We start from the raw sequence: 17625 nt of genomic DNA on the forward strand, positions 1-17625 counted from the left end.
CACCATGGGCCCTGGCTTCTTTTCCTCGTGGACATTCTGGGCGCTGCTGTCGGCGACCTTCGCCGCATTGACCGCGATCTTCGCGAAGATCGGCATCGATAACGTCAACTCGGACTTCGCCACCCTGCTGCGCACGGTGGTGGTGCTGATCAGCCTGGCCTTGATTTTGTACGCCACGGGCCAATATCAGTCCCTGAGGTCGATCTCCGGCAAGAGCTACCTGTTCCTGCTGCTGTCGGGCCTGGCCACCGGTGCTTCCTGGCTCTGCTACTTCCGTGCGCTGAAAGCCGGCCCGGCGTCGCTGGTGGCGCCGGTGGACAAGCTCAGCGTGGTGCTGGTGGCGATCATCGGCGTCCTGCTGCTGGGCGAAAGGCTCGACCTGCGGCAATGGGCCGGTATCGGCATGATTACCGGCGGCGTAGTCCTGCTGGCGCTGCGGCGCTGACGCTTCCGGGGCACACAGCCTTGTGGTGTTGAAACGCCTTGGGCACCGCTGCTCCTGCGGCACTGAAACGTCTTGGGCGCCGCCGCGCCCCTGTAGGAGCCGGGCTTGCCCGCGAAGGGGCCCTTGAGATCGCTAAAAGCTTCGCGGGCAAGCCCGGCTCCTACAGGAGGGGTGGCGAATTGGAAATTTCATACAAGATCTAAAGACAAGCCAACAACCCAATGAACATTGGACCTACTGGCTTTCATGAAATATTCAGCATTGAGGTGAGAGGATTCAGGCAAAAGCCGGAAACACTCTCTCGCTAGCCAGTAACAATTCACCTGTGCAGTATGACACGCGTGCACTCCACAAACGGGAATACCCTTTATGCAACGTTTTCTTAGCATCGCCCTGGCGCTCTGCATCGGCCTGACGATGAGCCTCGACGCCAACGCCAAGCGCTTTGGCGGCGGTAAAAGCGCGGGGTCGGCACCGACCCACCAAACCAGCCAGATGGCCCCTGCCACTGGCGCTGCCGGCGGTGCAGCCGCCACGGCTGGCGCAGCGGGTGCCGCAGGTGCGGCAGCCAAGGCCGGCGGCGCCTCGCGCTGGCTGGGCCCATTGGCCGGTATCGCCGCTGGCGGCCTGCTGGCGTCCATGTTCATGGGCGGCGGCTTCCAGGGCATGCAGTTCTTCGACATCCTGATCATGGCGGTCATCGCCTTCGTGATCTTCCGCTTCATTGCCTCCCGTCGCCGCAAGCAGCAGGAGCAAATGGCTCCAGCCGGCGCGCCGTACCAGCGTGAAGTGTTCGAGCAACCGGCTCCTGCCCAGAACCCGATCTTCGGTGGTTCCGCCGCGCCGCGCCGCGTGATCAACGCTCCGGCCTGGTTCAACGAGGAACGCTTCCTGGAAGCCGCCCGCAGCCACTTCCAGGCGCTGCAGCAGCACTGGGACGCCAACGAGATGGACAAGATCGCCGAGTTCGTGACCCCGCAAATGCTGCAGTTCCTCAGGCAGGAACGCGCCAGCCTGGGCGACGGCTTCCAGTCCACCTACATCGACAACCTGCAGGTGCAACTGGACGGCGTGGATGACCGTGCCGACAAGACCATCGCCACCCTGACCTTCAGCGGCGTGTCGAAAACCTCGCGTTTCGACCAGGGCGAAGTGTTCAGCGAAAGCTGGAACATGGAGCGCCTGCCAGGCGACAACCAGCCTTGGCTGGTCGCCGGTATCCGCCAGAACGTTTGATCCAGGCGCGTTGTCTGATACATCAGAACCCCGGACTTGTCCGGGGTTTTGCATTTCACGATTGCACTTGTAACGAGCTACTGTATAAAACGCGTCATACCCAACCGCGCCATGCAGCAAGAGGATCGAGGCCGTGGAAGAAGTTATCGAACAATTGCGTGAAGCCAACGAACCCGTACCGGTGCCACTGGAGTTGCCCGACGAGGATCAGTTGGTCGAGATCGAAGAGGAGCTGTTCATCAACATCCCCTTCGTCTTCAAGGAATTCCTGCTGACCGTCAGCGACGTGGTCTACGGCAGCCTGGAGCCGGTGACCGTCACCGACCCGCAATCCCACACCTACCTGCCGGAAGTGGCGGCCAACGCCTGGGACAGCGGCGTGCCGCGGGACCTGATCCCGATCTGCCAGGACGGCGACGACTACTACTGCGTCGAGGAGGACGGCACTGTGGTGCTGTGGTCCGGCGAAGAGGAACTGATCACCGAAGAGTCCTGGGAGTCGGTCTGGCACTGGGCGCGGGACGTCTGGCTGGAAAGCTGACACCCCGCCAATCGGCGGGGCACCCTGAGGCCTCAGTGCCCCGCCGAGTCCCTGTTGTTCTCCAGCGTCTCCAGCAGGGCCACCTGCATCCGCGTATGTACGCGGACGAACCAGCGCCAGAGCAGCGCCGCCACCGCCGCGGCGACCACCGCGATCAGCATCAGCAGTTCGCTGGTGGGCAGAATGCTCGCCGACAGCGCCGACAACAGCAGGAAGATCACCAGCAGCGACAGCAGCGGAATCACCTCGGCGATCACCCGGCGCACGCGCTGGGTATGCCGCCCGGCCACGTCCGGCTTCACCCCCATCTCCGCCAGCAGCATCGACAGCGCCTTGAGCTTGCGGTAGGCGGCAATCAGGAAGGGCAGCGACAGCAGCAGCGCGCCACCCCAGATCAATGCCTTGTGCCAGCTCGGCTCACTGACCCAGCCTTGCAGATAGGTGGCGATCGGCTGGGCGAAAAAGCCGCCGGCAAAGAAGATCGCCACCACCAGCGCCAGGTTCACCCCCACCTGCAGCAGGATCTTGCGGATCAGCGAGGCCAGCAGCGCGCCTTCGCCCTGGGGCTGGATGCTGCGCAGCCATTCGCCATACAGGCCGAACACCCGGCCCATGCGGCGCGGCACCACGGCGGCGAGCTTCAGCGACAGCGGGTCGGCCGCGCGGATCAGGTACGGTGTGAGCAGGGTGGTGATCACCGAGACCGCCACGGCCACCGGGTAGAGGAAGTGACTGGTGACCTGCAGGGTCATCCCCAGGGCGGCGATGATGAAGGAAAACTCGCCGATCTGTGACAGCCCCATGCCCACCCGCAGCGAGGTGCGGCCATCGTTGCCGGCGATGAACGCGCCCAGTCCGCAGGAGACCATCTTGCCCAGCACCACCGCGACGGTGATCACCGCGATCGGCCAGGCGTATTCGAGCAGTACCGCCGGATCGAGCATCAGGCCGATGGCGACGAAGAAGATCGCGCTGAACAGGTCGCGAACCGGCTCGATCAGGCGCTCGATCTTCAGCAACTGGCGCGACTCGGCCATGATCGCACCGATCAGGAACGCCCCCAGCACCATGCTGTACTCGAGCTTCACCACCAGCAGGCAGAAGCCGAAACACAGGCCCAGCACGGTGATCAGCAGCATCTCGTTGCTTTCGAAACGGGCGACATAGGCCAGCAGACGTGGCACCAGCAGGATACCGATGACCAGGGCGACGATCATGAACAGCGACAGCTTGCCGACGGTGGAGAACACTTCGCCGGAACTCACCGTGCCACTGACGGCAATGCTCGACAGCAGGGCGATGATGCCGATGCCGAGAATGTCCTCGACGATCAGCACGCCGAAGATCAGTTGCGCAAAGCGCTGGTTCTTCATCTTCAGGTCATTGAGCGCCTTGACGATGATGGTGGTCGAGGAAATCGCCAGGATCGCGCCGAGGAACAGCGAGTCCATGGTGTTCCAGTCGAACCAGCGGCCGATCTCGTAGCCGATCCAGATCATCAGCACGATTTCCAGGAACGCGGCGATGAACGCCGTCGCGCCGACCTTGAACAGCTTGCCCAGGCTGAACTCCAGCCCCAGGCAGAACATCAGGAAAATCACCCCGAGCTCGGCCAGGGTCTTGATGGTGTCCTCGTCATGGATCAGGCCGAACGGCGGGGTGTGCGGGCCGATGATGAAACCGGCGACGATATAGCCGAGCACCACCGGCTGCTTGAAGCGGTGGAACAGGATGGTCACCACGCCCGCCACCAGCATGATCACGGCCAGGTCCTGAATAAAGCTGATGGCATGCATGGCGTGACGCTCCTTGTGTCGGCGGATGTTGGCCAGACCGCCCACCGCGCCCATTGAGTCGTCGGCGGTCAACGTTCCGGGTGTAAGAATTTTCTATGGCATGGCTTTTCGAAGGTTAACACCGCGACTTCCGACAGAAAGCCGGTGCAATATGTAGAAACAGATCGCTTGGCGCGTGACGATGCAACCATGGCTGGCGTCCCGTAATCGAGGTGTCTGAAAAATGCCCAAAGCGCCCGCAGAGGTGCCTGAACCTGTCCCTACCTACCCGTGAGCGTGCTATGGAACCTGGAAACGCCCAGCTGTCGATGACCGTTTTGATGACCCCGGATATGGCCAACTTTTCTGGCAATGTCCACGGCGGCACCCTGCTCAAATACCTGGATGAAGTGGCCTATGCCTGCGCCGCCCGTTATGCCGGCCGCTACGTGGTGACCCTGTCGGTGGACCAGGTGATTTTCCGCGAGCCGGTGCATGTCGGCGAACTGGTGACCTTCCTGGCTTCGGTGAACTACACCGGCAACACCTCGATGGAGGTCGGCATCAAGGTGGTGACAGAGAACATCCGCGAGCGCTCGGTGCGCCACACCAACAGTTGCTTCTTCACCATGGTCGCGGTCGACGACCAGCGCAAGCCGGCACCGGTGCCGCCACTGCAGCCGGAGACCAGCGAGGGCAAGCGCCGCTACGCCCAGGCCCAACAGCGCCGGCAGATCCGCCAGGAGCTGGAAAAGCGTTACCAGGAGATCAAGGCCGACGCGCCTTAAGCTCTTGTAGGAGCGGGCTTACCCGCGAAGGCGTCCGTTCAAGCGGCGCGAGACTTGAGGGCCTATTCGCGGGCAAGCCCGCTCCCACACGGGTACATGGAGTGGGCCCGGAGATCACAGGCTGATCGGCAACGCCTCGAAGCGCACCCGCGGATGGGCGATGCGATCCTGGGCCCGCACCAGTTCCAGCTCGTAGCTGGCGCAGGCCTGGGTTTCCAGCAGCACTTCGTGCACCGCCGACGCGGTGAACTCGAAGGCCGTCAGCAGGCTGTCGCCCAGCAGCACCCGGGCCAGGAACAGCCCTGAAGTCAGGTCGCCGACGCCCACCGGCTGGCGCGGGAACGCCAGCAGCGGACGGCGCAGGTGCCAGCTGCCTTCGGCGGTCACCAGCAGCATCTCGAAGCTGTCCTCGGGCTTGCCCGGATAGGCCAGGTGCTTGACCAGCACCACCTGCGGCCCCCGCGTCAGCAGGCTGCGGGCCATTGCCAGGCAATCGAACAGCGACTGGGGCGAGCGGCCGCAGAAGCTGTCCAGCTCCAACTGGTTGGGGCAGAGGATATCGGCCTGCGCCACCGCCTCCTGCAGCAGGAAGTCGCTGACCTCCACCGGCACGCTGCAGCCCTTCTCCGGATGGCCCATCACCGGATCGCACAGGTACAGCGCCTTGGGGTTGGCCGCCTTGATCCGCGCCACGCCGCTGAGGATCGCCCGCCCCTGTGCCGCGCTGCCCAGGTAGCCGGACAGCACCGCGTCGCAGTTGCCCAGCTCGCCGATGGCGGCAATACCTTCCACCAGTTCCGGGATCCGCTGCGGCGCCAACACTTCGCCGGCCCACTGGCCGTACTGGGTGTGGTTGGAGAACTGTACGGTGTTCAACGGCCAGACATTCACCCCGACCCGCTGCATGGGGAAAACCGCCGCACCATTGCCGGCATGACCGAAAACCACGTGGGACTGAATGGCAAGCAGATGAGGAGTGCGTTTCATTCCGAATTCCAGCAAGACAAAAAGATTCGAGCCACGCAGTATGCGACTAAACAGAGCCTGTACGACAGACCGGCGAGCCAGTTAAGCTGCTCTCAACTTGATGGAGTGGCATTCATGCTGACCCTGGGAAATATGTTCGTGCTGATGTTGCTGGCCACCGGCGCTGCCTGGCTCTGGCACAACCATGGCCTGCGCGAACGGGCGCTGGAGCGGGTCAAGCAGCATTGCGCCAGGCTTGACCTGGAACTGCTCGACGGTGCCGTGGCCCTCAAGCGTATCGGTATCGTCCGTGATGCCAACGGCCGACGGCGCCTGGCGCGGATCTACCACTTCGAGTTCACCGTCACCGGCGAGCAGCGCCACGTCGGCACCATCACCCAGTTCGGCGCCCACAGCGCGCAGATCGATCTGCCGCCCTACCCATTCGAAGCCAGGGCCGAACAGCCGACGGCCGAGATCATCGAACTGAGCCAATGGCGCCAGGATCATCCCAAGGACCACAGCCAGTCGCGTCACTGAGCGGCTGGGGCCTGTACGGCCGATGCGCATGCCTGCATTCCAGTTCAGGGGCCTGCCAGGAATGGCAGCGCAGCCCGGCGAAGCCCCGGGCCGAAGGCGAACAGGCTAGCCCAGCCGGCAGGCCTGCATGCCGGCTTTCAGCGGCTCGATGTCCTGGGGCTGACTGAAGATCAGCTCAAGCCGCGAGTCCTTGCGCCAAGCGCTGGGCTGCCAGGCCAGCGACGAGTTATCCACAGCATTGCCCGACACCCAGCCAGCCGGGCTGTGGATAACCAGCTTGGCCCGCCGCCAGTCCAGAGTGGCCAACCACTCACGAATGCGTTCCGGGTCCAGTTGCTGGCTCGGGTGCCAGCGCCAGCCGATGCTCCAGTTGCCCTCCCCGGCATGCTCCTGGCAGATCGGTTGGCTCGGGTCGGTCCAGATCGCCGGCAGCGTCACGCTCGCCGGTGCCGTGGGCAGCACGCCCGGCGTGGCCGATTCATCCAGGCCTGGCGACTCCAGGGCCAGCAACTCGTCCAGCGCCAATACACCCTGCTCGGTCCAGCGCAGCGGACGCTCCGGCAAACGCGCCAGCACGTGCGCGCGCGCGGCCTCATCCAGCCCTTGCGACTTGTTCAACAGCAGCAGCCCGGCCAGCGCCAAGGCCTCCTGCTGCGACGCCGGCAACGGTTGGCTCGCCGCCAGGGCCGGTGCGTCCAGCACCATCACGCACGGCTGCAAGGCCAGTACCCCGCGCCACGGCGCCGCGCCCAGTTGCCGCAGAATCTGCGCCGGATGACCGAGACCGGAAGGCTCGATGAACAGGCGGTCGGGGCGCGCCTTGCGCAGCAGCCGGCCGAGGCCGATCTGGAACGGTGCGCCGTTGACGCAGCACACGCAGCCGCCAGCCACCTCGCCCAGTGCGATACCATCGTCGGCCCGGGTCAGCAGCGCGGCATCCAGGCCGATCTGGCCGAACTCGTTGATCAGCACAGCCCAGCGCTCGCCTGGCGGTTTTTGCGCCAGCAACTGACGAATCAGGCTGGTCTTGCCGGCACCGAGGGGACCGGCGATGACATGCGTGGGAATGTTCTGCAACATAAGCGGGCCGATATGCCTGAAGGGGTGGGTGAATGATGCGGTCGATTGGCCTGACGCTGCTGGCGGCGCTGGGGTCGAGTCAGGTCCTGGCGCAAGCCTGTGTGGTCCACAGCCAGGGCGAACGGCTCGACGTGAAGGTCTGCCAGGAGAACGTGAATATCCCGGCCAAGCTGTTCAACGACGGTTTCTGCCAGCCGAGCCTGGCGGGCCAAAAGGTCGAGGTCGAATACGTCGAGCAGTGCCCGGGCGGCTCATTCGGTGTCTGCCGCAACGCCCAGGTTGCCAATATGCCCTACCGGCAGAATATTCACTATTACGGTGTGGCAACGGATGCCGCGTATCTCAAGCCGTTCTGCGAAGGCCAGAGTGCCGGGCAGTGGCAGGTGCCCTGAGCACACCTGAAGCTGTGCGGCGCCTGAACTCAAGCCAGCCAGTCCAGCGTGAGGATCAACCGGCGCTCCCCCGCCGCCACCTGCGGCGAACGATGCACCAACCCGAACCCTTCATTGCCATGCCAGCGTTCGCCCTTCAACAAGGCCACCGCGCCGCTGTCCATCTGCCGAATCGACCCGGCCTCCATCGGCTCCGCCACCGGACTGCCCAACTGTCGCCGATCCATCGCCCCTTCCGCCAGCCACTGGCTGCCCAAACCCGCGTAGGTGGTGATCAACCTCACCGGCACATGGTCGACGTGAAACCGCGGGCACATCGCCTTGTCCAGCACCCGCAGGCGCAGGCCGATCCGCCGCGCGCCGAGCAGGCAGGCATAGGCGCCGACCAGCCAGGACACGTCGCTGATGAAGCCCTCGTAACCCTCCAGGTCACTGAACCCCGAGGCCAGCCCGTGCAGGTTCGGCCTGGACTCGTCGTCCGGCATCTCCAGGCTCAGCGCCTGCGCCAGCGGCTCGCCCAACGACAGCAGCAAGTGCGCAAAATCGGCGATATGGCTGGGTAGGCGGCGCTGCCAGAGTGCCAGGTTGACCCCATCCTGAAGAATCTCGCCAAGCACGGTCGGGGCCTCGCCCTCGACCTGGCGGATCGACGGTTGCGCCTGCAAGCGCGGCGCCAGCATCAGGCAGCCGCCTCTTCGTCGTGCCACGGTCCGAACGGGTCGTGCAGCAGCCGCCAACCCTCGACCCCCAGGGCCATTTCGTCGTCGCTGAGCAGGCAGCCGTCCAGGTCGGCCGTCAGTTGCGCAAAATCGATACCCTGGCCGATGAACACCAGTTCCTGGCGGCAATCGCCGGTGGCCGCCATCCAGTTCTGCATGATCGCCGCGATGCTATCCTCGTCCTGCGGCCAGTGCTGTTTCGGTACGAAGCGCCACCAGCGCCCGGCGAAACCATGGCGCATCAGGCCACCGGCCTGGGACCAGCTGCCGGCTTCCTGGTACTTGCTCGCCAGCCAGAAGAAACCCTTGGAACGCAGCAGCCTGCCGTTCACCCAGGGCCGGTTGATGAAGTCGAAGAAGCGCTCGGGGTGGAACGGCCGCCGCGCCCGGTAGGCGGTCGAGGCGATGCCGTATTCCTCGGTTTCCGGCACATGCTCGCCGCGCAGTTCCTGCAGCCAGCCCGGAGCCTGGGAGGCACGCTCGAAGTCGAAGCGGCCGGTGTTGAGGATCTTCGCCAGGGGCACTTCGCCCATCACCATCGGGATGATCTCGGCCTGGGCATTCAGGCGCGCGAGGATCGCCATCAGTTCTTCGCGCTCCTGGCTGGAGATCAGATCGATCTTGCTGATCAGAATCACGTCGGCGAACTCGACCTGCTCGATCAGCAGGTCGGTGATCGAGCGCTCGTCGTCCTCGCCGAGGGTTTCGCCGCGGGAGGCCAGGCTTTCCGCCGCCTGGTAGTCGAGCAGGAAGTTCATGCCGTCGACCACCGTGACCATGGTGTCGAGGCGGGCGATGTCGGCCAGGCTCTGTCCGGTCTCGTCGCGGAAGGTGAAGGTTTCGGCCACCGGCAACGGTTCGGAGATACCGGTGGACTCGATCAGCAGGTAGTCGAAGCGCCCGTCGCGAGCGAGCCGGCCGACCTCCTCCAGCAGGTCCTCGCGCAAGGTGCAGCAGATGCAACCGTTGCTCATCTCCACCAGTTTTTCCTCGGCGCGATTGAGGCTGACGTCACGCTGAACCTCGCTGCCGTCGATATTGATTTCGCTCATGTCGTTGACGATCACCGCTACCCGCATGTTTTCGCGGTTGCGCAGTACATGGTTGAGCAGGGTGCTCTTGCCGGCGCCGAGAAAGCCCGACAGCACGGTCACGGGAAGACGTTGGGTCATGGTTGGTTCCTCATCAGGTTGGCCGGCTCAGAGCGCCCGTTTGTGGCGCTCGCGCAGCTCTTCACGTTCCTTGGCTTCGATGCACAGGGTGGCAGTGGGCCGCAGCAGCAGGCGCTTGAGACCGATCGGTTCACCGGTCTCGCGGCACCAGCCGTATTCGCCACGGGCCAGGGCCTCGAGGGCCTGGTCGATCTTGTCGAGCAGCTTCTTCTCCCGCTCCAGCAGGCGCAGTTGCCATTGGCGCTGTTCCTCGGCACTGCCGATGTCCGCCGGATCGCTGCTGGGCTCGTGCTCGCGCAGCACGACGAACTCGCCGCTGATGCGCTCCTGCAGCTCACGCCGTTGCTGGAGCAGCAACTCACGGAAGAACGCCTGCTGTGCATCGTTCATGTAGTCCGCCTCGGGCTGGGCGAGCAGTTCGTCTTCGGTCATGGAGAGGTCGCCGTCGGGGAATTTGCTTAATGTTATATTATAACAATACATTTTAGCCAATCCCCACTTGCCGCTGGCGACGAAGGGGTTGATGCTGGAGCCAACCCTCTCTTGAGAATGCCGATGCGCGCCGCCCTGAAATACCCGTTGCTGAGCCTGCTGCTCTGCGCCACCGGCGCCGGGGCCCAGGTGCCCGGCCCACTGGCCAACTGCACCCGCAGCGCCACCCTGCTGGCGTGCAAGGACGCCGCCGGCAACGCCTATGGCGTCGCCACGGTGGGCAAGACGATCTACCTGCAGGGGTTCGAAGTGACCGGCAAGCGCTACTGGGCGCAGACCAGCAGCCGCTACGGACAACTGACCTTCTTCACCGGCATTGCCTCGGATGGCGAGGCCTGGGTCGGCTACAGCCGGCGGGTGGGGTGGACCACGGTGAACCGCTTCTCCAGTTCCGGCGGGCTGAGCAAGAAGTTCACCTGTGATCGGTTGGTGGGCTGCTAGGCCACTAGACCAGCACTTCGTTTGCCTGCTGCTGGCGCCAGGCGATGTAGCTGTCCTGCGGCGGGTTCTTCTCGAAGTAGGTTTTCAGGCCCTGGAACAGCCCGTCGGCAATCGCCTGCTGGTGCCGCGCGGTGACCAGCCGCTGGCTGTCGCGGACGTTGGAAATGAAGCCGGTCTCGACCAGGATCGACGGCACGTCCGGTGACTTGAGCACCGCGAAGCCGGCCTGCTCCACGCGCTTCTGGTGCAGGGTGGTGATGTTCTCCAGGCTGCCGAGCACGGTATGCCCCAGTTGCAGGCTGGCGGCGATGGTCGCGTTCATCGACATGTCGAGGATCACCCCGGCCAGCATCGGGTCCTTGTCCTTGAGGTTGAGCAGGCTCTGCGCACCGATCAGGTCGGCACCGTTCTCGCGCTGGGCCATGAAGCGCGCGGTGGTCGAGGTCGCGCCGCCTTCGGACAGGCAGTACACCGACGCCCCCGACGCGGTGATCCGCGGCGCCGCATCGGCGTGCACCGAGATGAACATGTCGGCGTTGTGCTTGCGGGAGAACTCCACGCGCTTGCGCAACGGCACGAAGAAATCGTCGTTGCGTACCAGGCGAACATCGAAGCCCTTTTCACGCTTGAGCCGCTTGGCCAGAAGCTGGGCGATGGACAGCACCACGTCCTTCTCGCGCTGCCCCTTGGAGCCCACCGCGCCCGGGTCCTTGCCGCCGTGCCCGGGGTCGACCACCACCATGATGTCGCGCCTGGGGTGAGCCTTGCCCGGCGTCGGTTCATGCCTGGCCTGGGGCGCGACGGCTGCCGCGGCCAGAGTCTGGGGCGGTGCGGCGGCGCTGGCGTTGCTGGCCAGGTCGAGCACCAGCCGGTGGCCCTGCCCCTCCCCGGGCGGCAGCAGGAAGCTGTTCAACTGCACCGGGTTGGCCAGGTCGAGGACGATCCGCGTGTCGCCCTGGCCGAAATGTCCCGAGCGGATCGAGCGGATCACCGTGTTCTTCAGGGCCAGTTGGCTGAAGTCGCCCGTCAGCTTTGCCCCGCTCAGGTCGATGATCTGCCGCTCGGGCGCGGTCAGGGAAAACGTCTTGTACTGCACCGGGCCACTGAGATCGAGCACCAGTCGCAGCTTGTCGCCGGAGCGCCAGAGCCGGGCGTTGCGGATCTGCGCCGCCGACACGCCAAGCGGGATGAAGGCCGCACTGGCCAGCAGGAAGTTGAGCAATTGACGTCTATGCATGAACCGATAACCACAAATTGAGGGAGCGTCCCTGCTCGATATGGCTGTGTAGAGCCCTGGCGAAAAAAGGCATCGTCGAATCAATTGTTATAATATAACATGACATTTTATTTCCAACGATGGACCTACTCATGAATGCGTTGACGCTGCCGGATATCGCCGCGCAGTCATCCCGGCAAGCCCTGCCCCTTGAGTGGGTGGGCATGTGCGGCATTGCTCTGCCCATCACCCTCGACGGCCAACGCCTCAGCGCCAGCGCCGACGCCGGCGTCAGCCTCGATGACGGCGAAGCGCGGGGTATTCACATGTCCCGGCTGTACCTGGCCCTGGAGCGCCTGCAACAGGAAGAACTGACACCGGCACGGGTCCACGCGGTGCTGCAGCAATTCCTCGACAGCCATGACGGGCTGTCCAGTAACGCCTACCTGCGCATCCACACCGATTTGCTGCTCAAGCGCCCGGCGCTGGTCAGCCCGCTGGCCGGCTGGAAAGCCTATCCCGTCAGTGTGTTAGCCGAGCTGAAAAGCGGAGTGTTCCACGTGGAACTGAAAATTGACGTGGCCTACTCCTCCACCTGCCCCTGCTCGGCCGCCCTCGCCCGACAACTGATCCAGCAACAGTTCAACCAGGACTTCGCCGACCAGCCGCTGGAACACGGCAAGGTCCTCAACTGGCTCGGCAGTACCCAAGGCATCGTCGCCACACCCCATAGCCAGCGCAGCATTGCACACCTGCAAATCCGACTTGATGAAAAAACGTATCGGTTTCCCTTCGAAGCCCTGATCAACGATGCCGAGGCCTCACTGGGCACCGCCGTGCAGACTGCGGTGAAGCGCGCCGACGAGCAGGCCTTCGCCCTCGCCAACGGGCAGAACCTGATGTTCTGCGAAGACGCGGCACGCCGCCTGAACCTGGCGCTCAAGCGTGCAGACGCGGTGCAGGGTTTCCACCTGCGGGTGGTTCACGCTGAAAGCCTGCACGCCCACGACGCCGTGGCCGAGAGCGGGTGGAACTGGAGGTCGGCATGATCCGCTGCCAAGGCCTGCGCTGGGGCCCACCCGGCCAGCCACTGACCCCCGCGGTGGATTTCGAACTGGCCGCCGGTAGCCTCACCGCGGTCATCGGTGCCAACGGCACCGGCAAGAGCAGCCTGCTGAAAGTCTTCGCCGGTTTGCAGAAGCCCCTGGCCGGCAAGGTGCAGTTGGATGTTCCACGCCGCGGAGGCCTGTCGTTCCTGCCGCAACAGCAGCACCTCGACCGGCAGTTCCCGATCAACCTGCAGGAACTGGTGGTCGCCGGCCTGTGGGGCATCAAGCTGAGCCCGCAGCAACGCAACGAACGCCTGCAGGCGGTGATCGCCGACTGGGACCTCGAAGGCTTGGAACAGCGGCCGCTGATGGCCTTGTCCGGCGGCCAGTTGCAACGCGCTCTGCTGGCCCGCCTGAGCCTGGCCGAAGCGCCGCTGCTGTTGCTCGACGAACCCCACGCCGCCCTCGACGAGGAAGGCCAGGCACTGCTGTGGAAACACATCCACGCCTGGCACGCGGCGGGGCGTACGCTGGTAGTGGTCTGCCATGACCTCGCCGCCGTGCGCCAGCACATCCCCGACGCCTTGCGCATCAAGCACAGCGGCTGCGTACTGGCACCGAGCCGCGAGCTGATCGTGCAACAACCGATCACACAGGTGGCCTGATGCTGATGTTCGCCCAGCACCTGTGGCAGCCGTTCCACGATTTCGTGTTCATGCGCCGGGCCCTGCTCGGCGGCCTGGTCCTGGCCTGCAGCACCGCGCCGCTGGGGGTGTTCCTGATCCTGCGACGCATGAGCCTGATCGGTGACGCGGTGGCCCACGGCATCCTGCCCGGCGCCGCCGTCGGCTTCTGGATCGCCGGCCTGAGCCTGCCGGCACTGACCCTCGGCGGCCTCGGTGCGGGCATGGGCATGGCCGGCCTGTCGGCCTGGATCACCCGGCGCACCGGCCTGCGCGAAGACGCCAGCCTGGCGGCGATCTATCCGATCTCGCTGGCCAGTGGCGTGCTGTTGCTGGGCATCGCCGGCAAGCGCCTGGACCTCTTGCACCTGCTGTTCGGCTCGGCACTGGCGGTGGACGGGCCGACCCTCACCGGCATGCTCTGGGTCTGCGGCATCAGCCTGGTGCTGCTGGCGGCGATCTACCGGCCGCTGATGCTCGACACCCTCGACCCGCTGTTCCTGCAGACCGTCAGCCGCCTCGGCCCGCTGGCCCACGGTGTGTTCCTGACACTGGTGGTGCTCAACCTGGTGATCGGTTTCCAGGCCATCGGCGCCCTGATGGTGGTCGGCCTGATGATGCTGCCGGCGATCGCCTCGCGCTTCTGGAGCCGTCGCCTGCCGGTGCTGATGCTGATCGCCGCGCTGCTCGGCTGCGTCTCGGTCGCCGCCGGCCTGCTGCTGTCGTTCTACTGCTCGCAACCCAGCGGCCCGGCCATCGTGCTGGTCGCCGGCTGCCTGTACCTGTTCTCCGTGGTCTTCGGTCCGGTGCACGGTCTGCTGCGCCGCCCACCCCTGCCATCCCAATGAGGTGTCACCCGATGCGTGCGTTACTCGTTCTGTTCAGCTCCGTGCTGGCCCTGTCGTTGCAGTTGTCCAGCGCCCAGGCGGCGGAGAAGCTGCCGGTGGTCGCCAGCTTCAGTATCCTGCGGGACATCACCCAGCAGATCGGCGGCGACCATATCCAGGTTTCCGCGATGGTCGGCCCGGACGCCGACGCCCACACCTACGAGCCGACCCCGGATGATGCCCAGGCGCTGCTCAAGGCCAAACTGATCGTCAAGAACGGCCTGGAGTTCGAACCCTGGCTCGACCGCCTGGTGACCAGCACCGAGACCAAGGCCCCGGTGGTCACCGCCAGCAAGGGCGTGCTCTCGCACACCATGGAAGAGGACGGCCAGACCGTGCCCGACCCGCATGCCTGGCACAACCTGGCGAACGTCGAGCTGTACGTGAACAACATCACCAAGGCGCTGATCCAGGTCGACCCCGCGCACAAGGACGACTACACCCGCAACAGCCAGGCGTACCTGAAGCAGATCTATCGCCTGCTGGCCGAGGCCAAGGTCAAGCTCGGCAACCTGCCGGCCGGCAACCGCCGCATCGTCACCTCCCATGACGCCTTCGGCTACCTCGGCCAGGCCTATGGCATCCAGTTCATGGCGCCCCAGGGCCTGTCCACCGAGCGTGAGCCGTCGGCCGCCGAAGTTGCCGAGCTGATCCGGCAGATCCGCAAGGACAAGGTCACCGCGGTATTCATGGAGAACATCAAGGACGCCCGCCTGCTCAAGCAGATCGCCGACGAAAGCGGCGCGAAGATCGGCGGCACCCTGTACTCCGACGCCCTCGCCGCCGAAGGCCCGGCCAGCACCTTCATTGGCCTGTTCGAATACAACATGAACACCCTGCACGCGGCACTGAGCAAGTGACTGCCCGGCCGCCCCTGTCGATGCTCGCTCTGGAGCGCGCCGCCGCGGGCAGCCGCTGGCCCCTCACGGCCGTGCTCGACGCCCTGCCGTGGAACGCCGACGGCCTGATCGCCGCCATCGCCCAGCAACACGACACGGGCGAAGTGCTGATGCTGGCCTGGATGAACCGCCAGGCCCTGGCCGAAACCCTCGAACGCGGCCAGGTCTGCTACTGGTCGCGCTCGCGCCAGCAGTTGTGGCGCAAGGGCGAAAGCTCCGGGCACCGCCAGCGCCTGGTCGAGGCCCGCCTCGACTGCGACGGCGATGCGGTCCTGCTGCGGGTCGAGCAACAGGGCCCGGCCTGCCATACCGGCCGTCCCAACTGTTTCTACAACGCCATCCGCGACGGCGCGGTGGAGATCATCAGCGCCCCTCAGGAGACCTCCCCATGATCCGCAAGAACCCTTCCGGCGACCTGCCGGTGATCGCCGAATCCGCCTACGTGGACAAGACCGCGATCATCTGCGGCAAGGTGGTGATCGGTGACAACGTCTTCGTCGGCCCCTACGCGGTGATCCGCGCCGATGAAGTCAACGAACACGGCGAGATGGACCCGATCATCATCGGCGCCAACTCCAACATCCAGGATGGCGTGGTGATCCACTCCAAGTCCGGCGCGGCGGTGACCATCGGCGAGTTCAGTTCCATCGCCCACCGCTCGATCGTCCACGGCCCCTGCACGGTCGGCAACCGGGTATTCATCGGGTTCAACAGCGTGCTGTTCAACTGCGCGGTCGGCGACGGCAGCGTGGTCCGACACAACTCGGTGGTCGACGGCCGCGACCTGCCACCCGGCTTCTACGTGCCCTCCACCACCCGCATCGGCCCCATACCGACCTGTCGCAGTTCCCACCGGTCAGCGTCAGCGCCTCGGAGTTCTCCGAGGACGTGGCGCGCACCAACGTCGACCTGGTCCGGGGCTACAAGGCCCTGCAGAACGAGTTCTGAGCATGAGCAGCCTGCTGATCCGCAATGCCCGCGTGGTCAACGAGGGCCGTCAGTTCGACGCCGATGTCCGGGTGATCAACGGCCGCATCGACTCCATCGCCGCCGAGATCGGCAACGCCAGCGCCGACGTGGAAATCGACGCGAATGGTGACTGGCTGCTGCCGGGGATGATCGACGACCAGGTGCACTTCCGCGACCCGGGAGCACCGGCCAAGGGCACCATTTACAGCGAATCGCGGGCGGCGGTGGCCGGCGGCATCACCAGCTACATGGACATGCCCAACACCCGCCCGGCGACCCTGACCCTCGACGCCCTCGCCGACAAGCAGCGCCGGGCGGCGAACGCCTCGGTGGCCAACTACGGCTTCCACTTCGGCGTCAGCCACGACAACCTCGACACCGTGGCGGCCCTCGACCCGCGCCAGGTCGCCGGGGTCAAGGTGTTCATGGGCGCGTCCACCGGCAACCTGCTGGTGGATGACCCGCACATCCTCGAACGGCTGTTCGCCGAGGTACCGACCCTTCTGCTGGCCCATTGCGAACACACGCCGACCGTCGACACGCGCCTGAAGAACCTCAAGGAACTGCTGGGCGGCATGATCCCGCCGGCCGCCCATCCGCTGATCCGCAATGCCGACGCCTGCTACCGCTCCTCGTCGCTGGCGGTGGAACTGGCCAGGAAGCACGGCACCCGCCTGCACGTGCTGCACCTGACCACCGAGCGCGAACTGGAACTGTTCGAGAACAAGCCGCTGGGCGAGAAGCTCATCACCGCCGAAGTCTGCCTGCATCACCTGCTGTTCGACGATCGCGACTACCCGCGCCTGGGTAACCGGATCAAGTGCAACCCGGCGATCAAGCAGCAGTCGGACCGCGATGCCTTGCGCAAGGCGCTGTTGAGCAACCGCCTGGACGTGATCGGCAGCGATCACGCGCCGCACACCTGGGAAGAAAAGCAGCGGCCCTACGAGGAAGCGCCCTCCGGCCTGCCGCTGGTGCAGCACGCTCTGCCGGCGCTGATGGAACTGGTGGCGGACAAGGTGCTGCCACTGACCACCCTGGTGGACAAAACCAGCCACCGGGTCGCCGACCTGTTCGCCATCGCCGAGCGCGGCTACCTGCGCGAGGGCTACTGGGCCGACCTGGTCCTGCTCAATCGCCAGCCGCAGCCGCGGCCGGTCGCCGGTGAACCGATCCTCTACGAATGTGGCTGGACCCCCTTCATCGAGCACAGCTTCCGCCACCACGTGCACACCACCGTGGTTTCCGGGCAGGTCGCCTGGCATGCCGGCCGACTTCATGACGGCTGTCAGGGCCTGCCCCTACAGTTTCTCCGCTAATACCCTTCCAGATCGA

At 65.2% G+C, this 17625-nt stretch carries 20 protein-coding genes and 1 pseudogene; 14 read left to right on the forward strand and 7 right to left on the reverse strand.

The features are described from left to right. Positions 1-4: 4 nt before the first annotated feature. The 3 genes from ACZ5KU_RS31210 to ACZ5KU_RS31220 all read left to right on the forward strand — a co-directional run bounded on the left by ACZ5KU_RS31210 (position 5) and on the right by ACZ5KU_RS31220 (position 2222). On the forward strand, positions 5-445 hold the full coding sequence (locus ACZ5KU_RS31210) for an EamA family transporter (RefSeq protein ID WP_054056674.1): 441 nt from the start codon (positions 5-7) through the stop codon (positions 443-445). Between the two features lie 369 nt (positions 446-814). Further along, on the forward strand, positions 815-1681 hold the full coding sequence (locus ACZ5KU_RS31215) for a Tim44 domain-containing protein (RefSeq protein ID WP_054063454.1): 867 nt from the start codon (positions 815-817) through the stop codon (positions 1679-1681). A gap of 133 nt (positions 1682-1814) precedes the next feature. Beyond that, positions 1815-2222 (forward strand): SMI1/KNR4 family protein, encoded by a 408-nt coding sequence (locus ACZ5KU_RS31220; RefSeq protein WP_017903741.1) that lies wholly within the window; start codon positions 1815-1817, stop codon positions 2220-2222. 32 nt (positions 2223-2254) lie between these two features. Here ACZ5KU_RS31220 and ACZ5KU_RS31225 read toward each other — a convergent pair whose 3' ends face one another. Then, entirely contained in the window at positions 2255-4018 is a 1764-nt protein-coding gene (locus ACZ5KU_RS31225) for a cation:proton antiporter (RefSeq protein ID WP_054060275.1), read from the reverse strand. Between the two features lie 281 nt (positions 4019-4299). Here ACZ5KU_RS31225 and ACZ5KU_RS31230 point away from each other — a divergent pair, with 281 nt between their 5' ends. Beyond that, positions 4300-4785, forward strand: a complete 486-nt coding sequence (locus tag ACZ5KU_RS31230; protein ID WP_054060272.1) for an acyl-CoA thioesterase — start codon at positions 4300-4302, stop codon at positions 4783-4785. Positions 4786-4899: 114 nt separating this feature from the next. On the opposite strand, the gene pdxY is transcribed toward ACZ5KU_RS31230, so the two are convergent. Further along, positions 4900-5772, reverse strand: coding sequence for a pyridoxal kinase PdxY (gene pdxY / locus ACZ5KU_RS31235; RefSeq protein ID WP_464736673.1), 873 nt, complete (start codon positions 5770-5772; stop codon positions 4900-4902). 114 nt (positions 5773-5886) lie between these two features. On the opposite strand from pdxY, the gene ACZ5KU_RS31240 reads away from it, so the two are divergent. After that, the gene (locus ACZ5KU_RS31240; RefSeq protein WP_054063453.1) at positions 5887-6291 is read left to right on the forward strand and encodes a DUF3301 domain-containing protein; all 405 of its coding nucleotides are present in this window, start codon (positions 5887-5889) and stop codon (positions 6289-6291) included. Between the two features lie 105 nt (positions 6292-6396). On the opposite strand, the gene ACZ5KU_RS31245 is transcribed toward ACZ5KU_RS31240, so the two are convergent. After that, on the reverse strand, positions 6397-7371 hold the full coding sequence (locus tag ACZ5KU_RS31245; RefSeq protein ID WP_464736674.1) for a CobW family GTP-binding protein: 975 nt from the start codon (positions 7369-7371) through the stop codon (positions 6397-6399). A gap of 35 nt (positions 7372-7406) precedes the next feature. On the opposite strand from ACZ5KU_RS31245, the gene ACZ5KU_RS31250 reads away from it, so the two are divergent. Beyond that, positions 7407-7763, forward strand: a complete 357-nt coding sequence (locus ACZ5KU_RS31250) for a hypothetical protein (RefSeq protein WP_054056844.1) — start codon at positions 7407-7409, stop codon at positions 7761-7763. A gap of 29 nt (positions 7764-7792) precedes the next feature. Here the strand turns inward: ACZ5KU_RS31250 and ACZ5KU_RS31255 are convergent, their stop codons facing one another. The 3 genes from ACZ5KU_RS31255 to dksA are packed head-to-tail and all read right to left on the reverse strand — an operon-like array spanning position 7793 to position 10086. Then, a complete protein-coding gene (locus ACZ5KU_RS31255; protein WP_054056842.1) occupies positions 7793-8443 on the reverse strand; it encodes a DUF1826 domain-containing protein in 651 nt (216 codons plus the stop codon). Beyond that, positions 8443-9654, reverse strand: coding sequence for a zinc metallochaperone GTPase ZigA (zigA, locus tag ACZ5KU_RS31260; RefSeq protein WP_464736675.1), 1212 nt, complete (start codon positions 9652-9654; stop codon positions 8443-8445). The genes ACZ5KU_RS31255 and zigA overlap by 1 nt, the downstream gene beginning before the upstream one ends. 27 nt (positions 9655-9681) lie before the next feature. Beyond that, positions 9682-10086 carry an RNA polymerase-binding protein DksA gene (dksA, locus tag ACZ5KU_RS31265; RefSeq protein ID WP_054056840.1) on the reverse strand — a complete coding sequence of 135 codons (405 nt, stop codon included), beginning with the start codon at positions 10084-10086 and terminating at the stop codon, positions 9682-9684. A gap of 123 nt (positions 10087-10209) precedes the next feature. On the opposite strand from dksA, the gene ACZ5KU_RS31270 reads away from it, so the two are divergent. Further along, positions 10210-10587 carry a hypothetical protein gene (locus ACZ5KU_RS31270; RefSeq protein WP_054056839.1) on the forward strand — a complete coding sequence of 126 codons (378 nt, stop codon included), beginning with the start codon at positions 10210-10212 and terminating at the stop codon, positions 10585-10587. Between the two features lie 4 nt (positions 10588-10591). Here ACZ5KU_RS31270 and ACZ5KU_RS31275 read toward each other — a convergent pair whose 3' ends face one another. After that, positions 10592-11824 (reverse strand): N-acetylmuramoyl-L-alanine amidase, encoded by a 1233-nt coding sequence (locus ACZ5KU_RS31275; protein ID WP_464736676.1) that lies wholly within the window; start codon positions 11822-11824, stop codon positions 10592-10594. 131 nt (positions 11825-11955) lie between these two features. Here ACZ5KU_RS31275 and folE2 point away from each other — a divergent pair, with 131 nt between their 5' ends. The 7 genes and pseudogenes from folE2 to ACZ5KU_RS31310 all read left to right on the forward strand — a co-directional run bounded on the left by folE2 (position 11956) and on the right by ACZ5KU_RS31310 (position 17609). Then, positions 11956-12852 (forward strand): GTP cyclohydrolase FolE2, encoded by an 897-nt coding sequence (gene folE2 / locus ACZ5KU_RS31280; RefSeq protein ID WP_464736677.1) that lies wholly within the window; start codon positions 11956-11958, stop codon positions 12850-12852. Then, a complete protein-coding gene (locus ACZ5KU_RS31285) occupies positions 12849-13517 on the forward strand; it encodes a metal ABC transporter ATP-binding protein (protein WP_054056837.1) in 669 nt (222 codons plus the stop codon). The genes folE2 and ACZ5KU_RS31285 overlap by 4 nt, the downstream gene beginning before the upstream one ends. A gap of 2 nt (positions 13518-13519) precedes the next feature. After that, complete coding sequence (locus ACZ5KU_RS31290; RefSeq protein ID WP_054063502.1) at positions 13520-14383, forward strand: metal ABC transporter permease; 864 nt, start codon at positions 13520-13522, stop codon at positions 14381-14383. Positions 14384-14394: 11 nt separating this feature from the next. Then, on the forward strand, positions 14395-15282 hold the full coding sequence (locus tag ACZ5KU_RS31295; RefSeq protein WP_054060515.1) for a metal ABC transporter substrate-binding protein: 888 nt from the start codon (positions 14395-14397) through the stop codon (positions 15280-15282). Continuing rightward, a complete protein-coding gene (gene hisI / locus ACZ5KU_RS31300) occupies positions 15279-15713 on the forward strand; it encodes a phosphoribosyl-AMP cyclohydrolase (RefSeq protein ID WP_152973052.1) in 435 nt (144 codons plus the stop codon). Before ACZ5KU_RS31295 ends, hisI begins: the two co-directional genes overlap by 4 nt. After that, positions 15710-16269: pseudogene (locus ACZ5KU_RS31305) on the forward strand (gamma carbonic anhydrase family protein). The gene hisI and the pseudogene ACZ5KU_RS31305 overlap by 4 nt, the downstream one beginning before the upstream one ends. A 2-nt stretch (positions 16270-16271) precedes the next feature. Next, on the forward strand, positions 16272-17609 hold the full coding sequence (locus ACZ5KU_RS31310; protein ID WP_054063448.1) for a dihydroorotase: 1338 nt from the start codon (positions 16272-16274) through the stop codon (positions 17607-17609). Positions 17610-17625 lie beyond the last annotated feature (16 nt).

It is taken from the genome of Pseudomonas sp. Tof1, assembly GCF_055390395.1.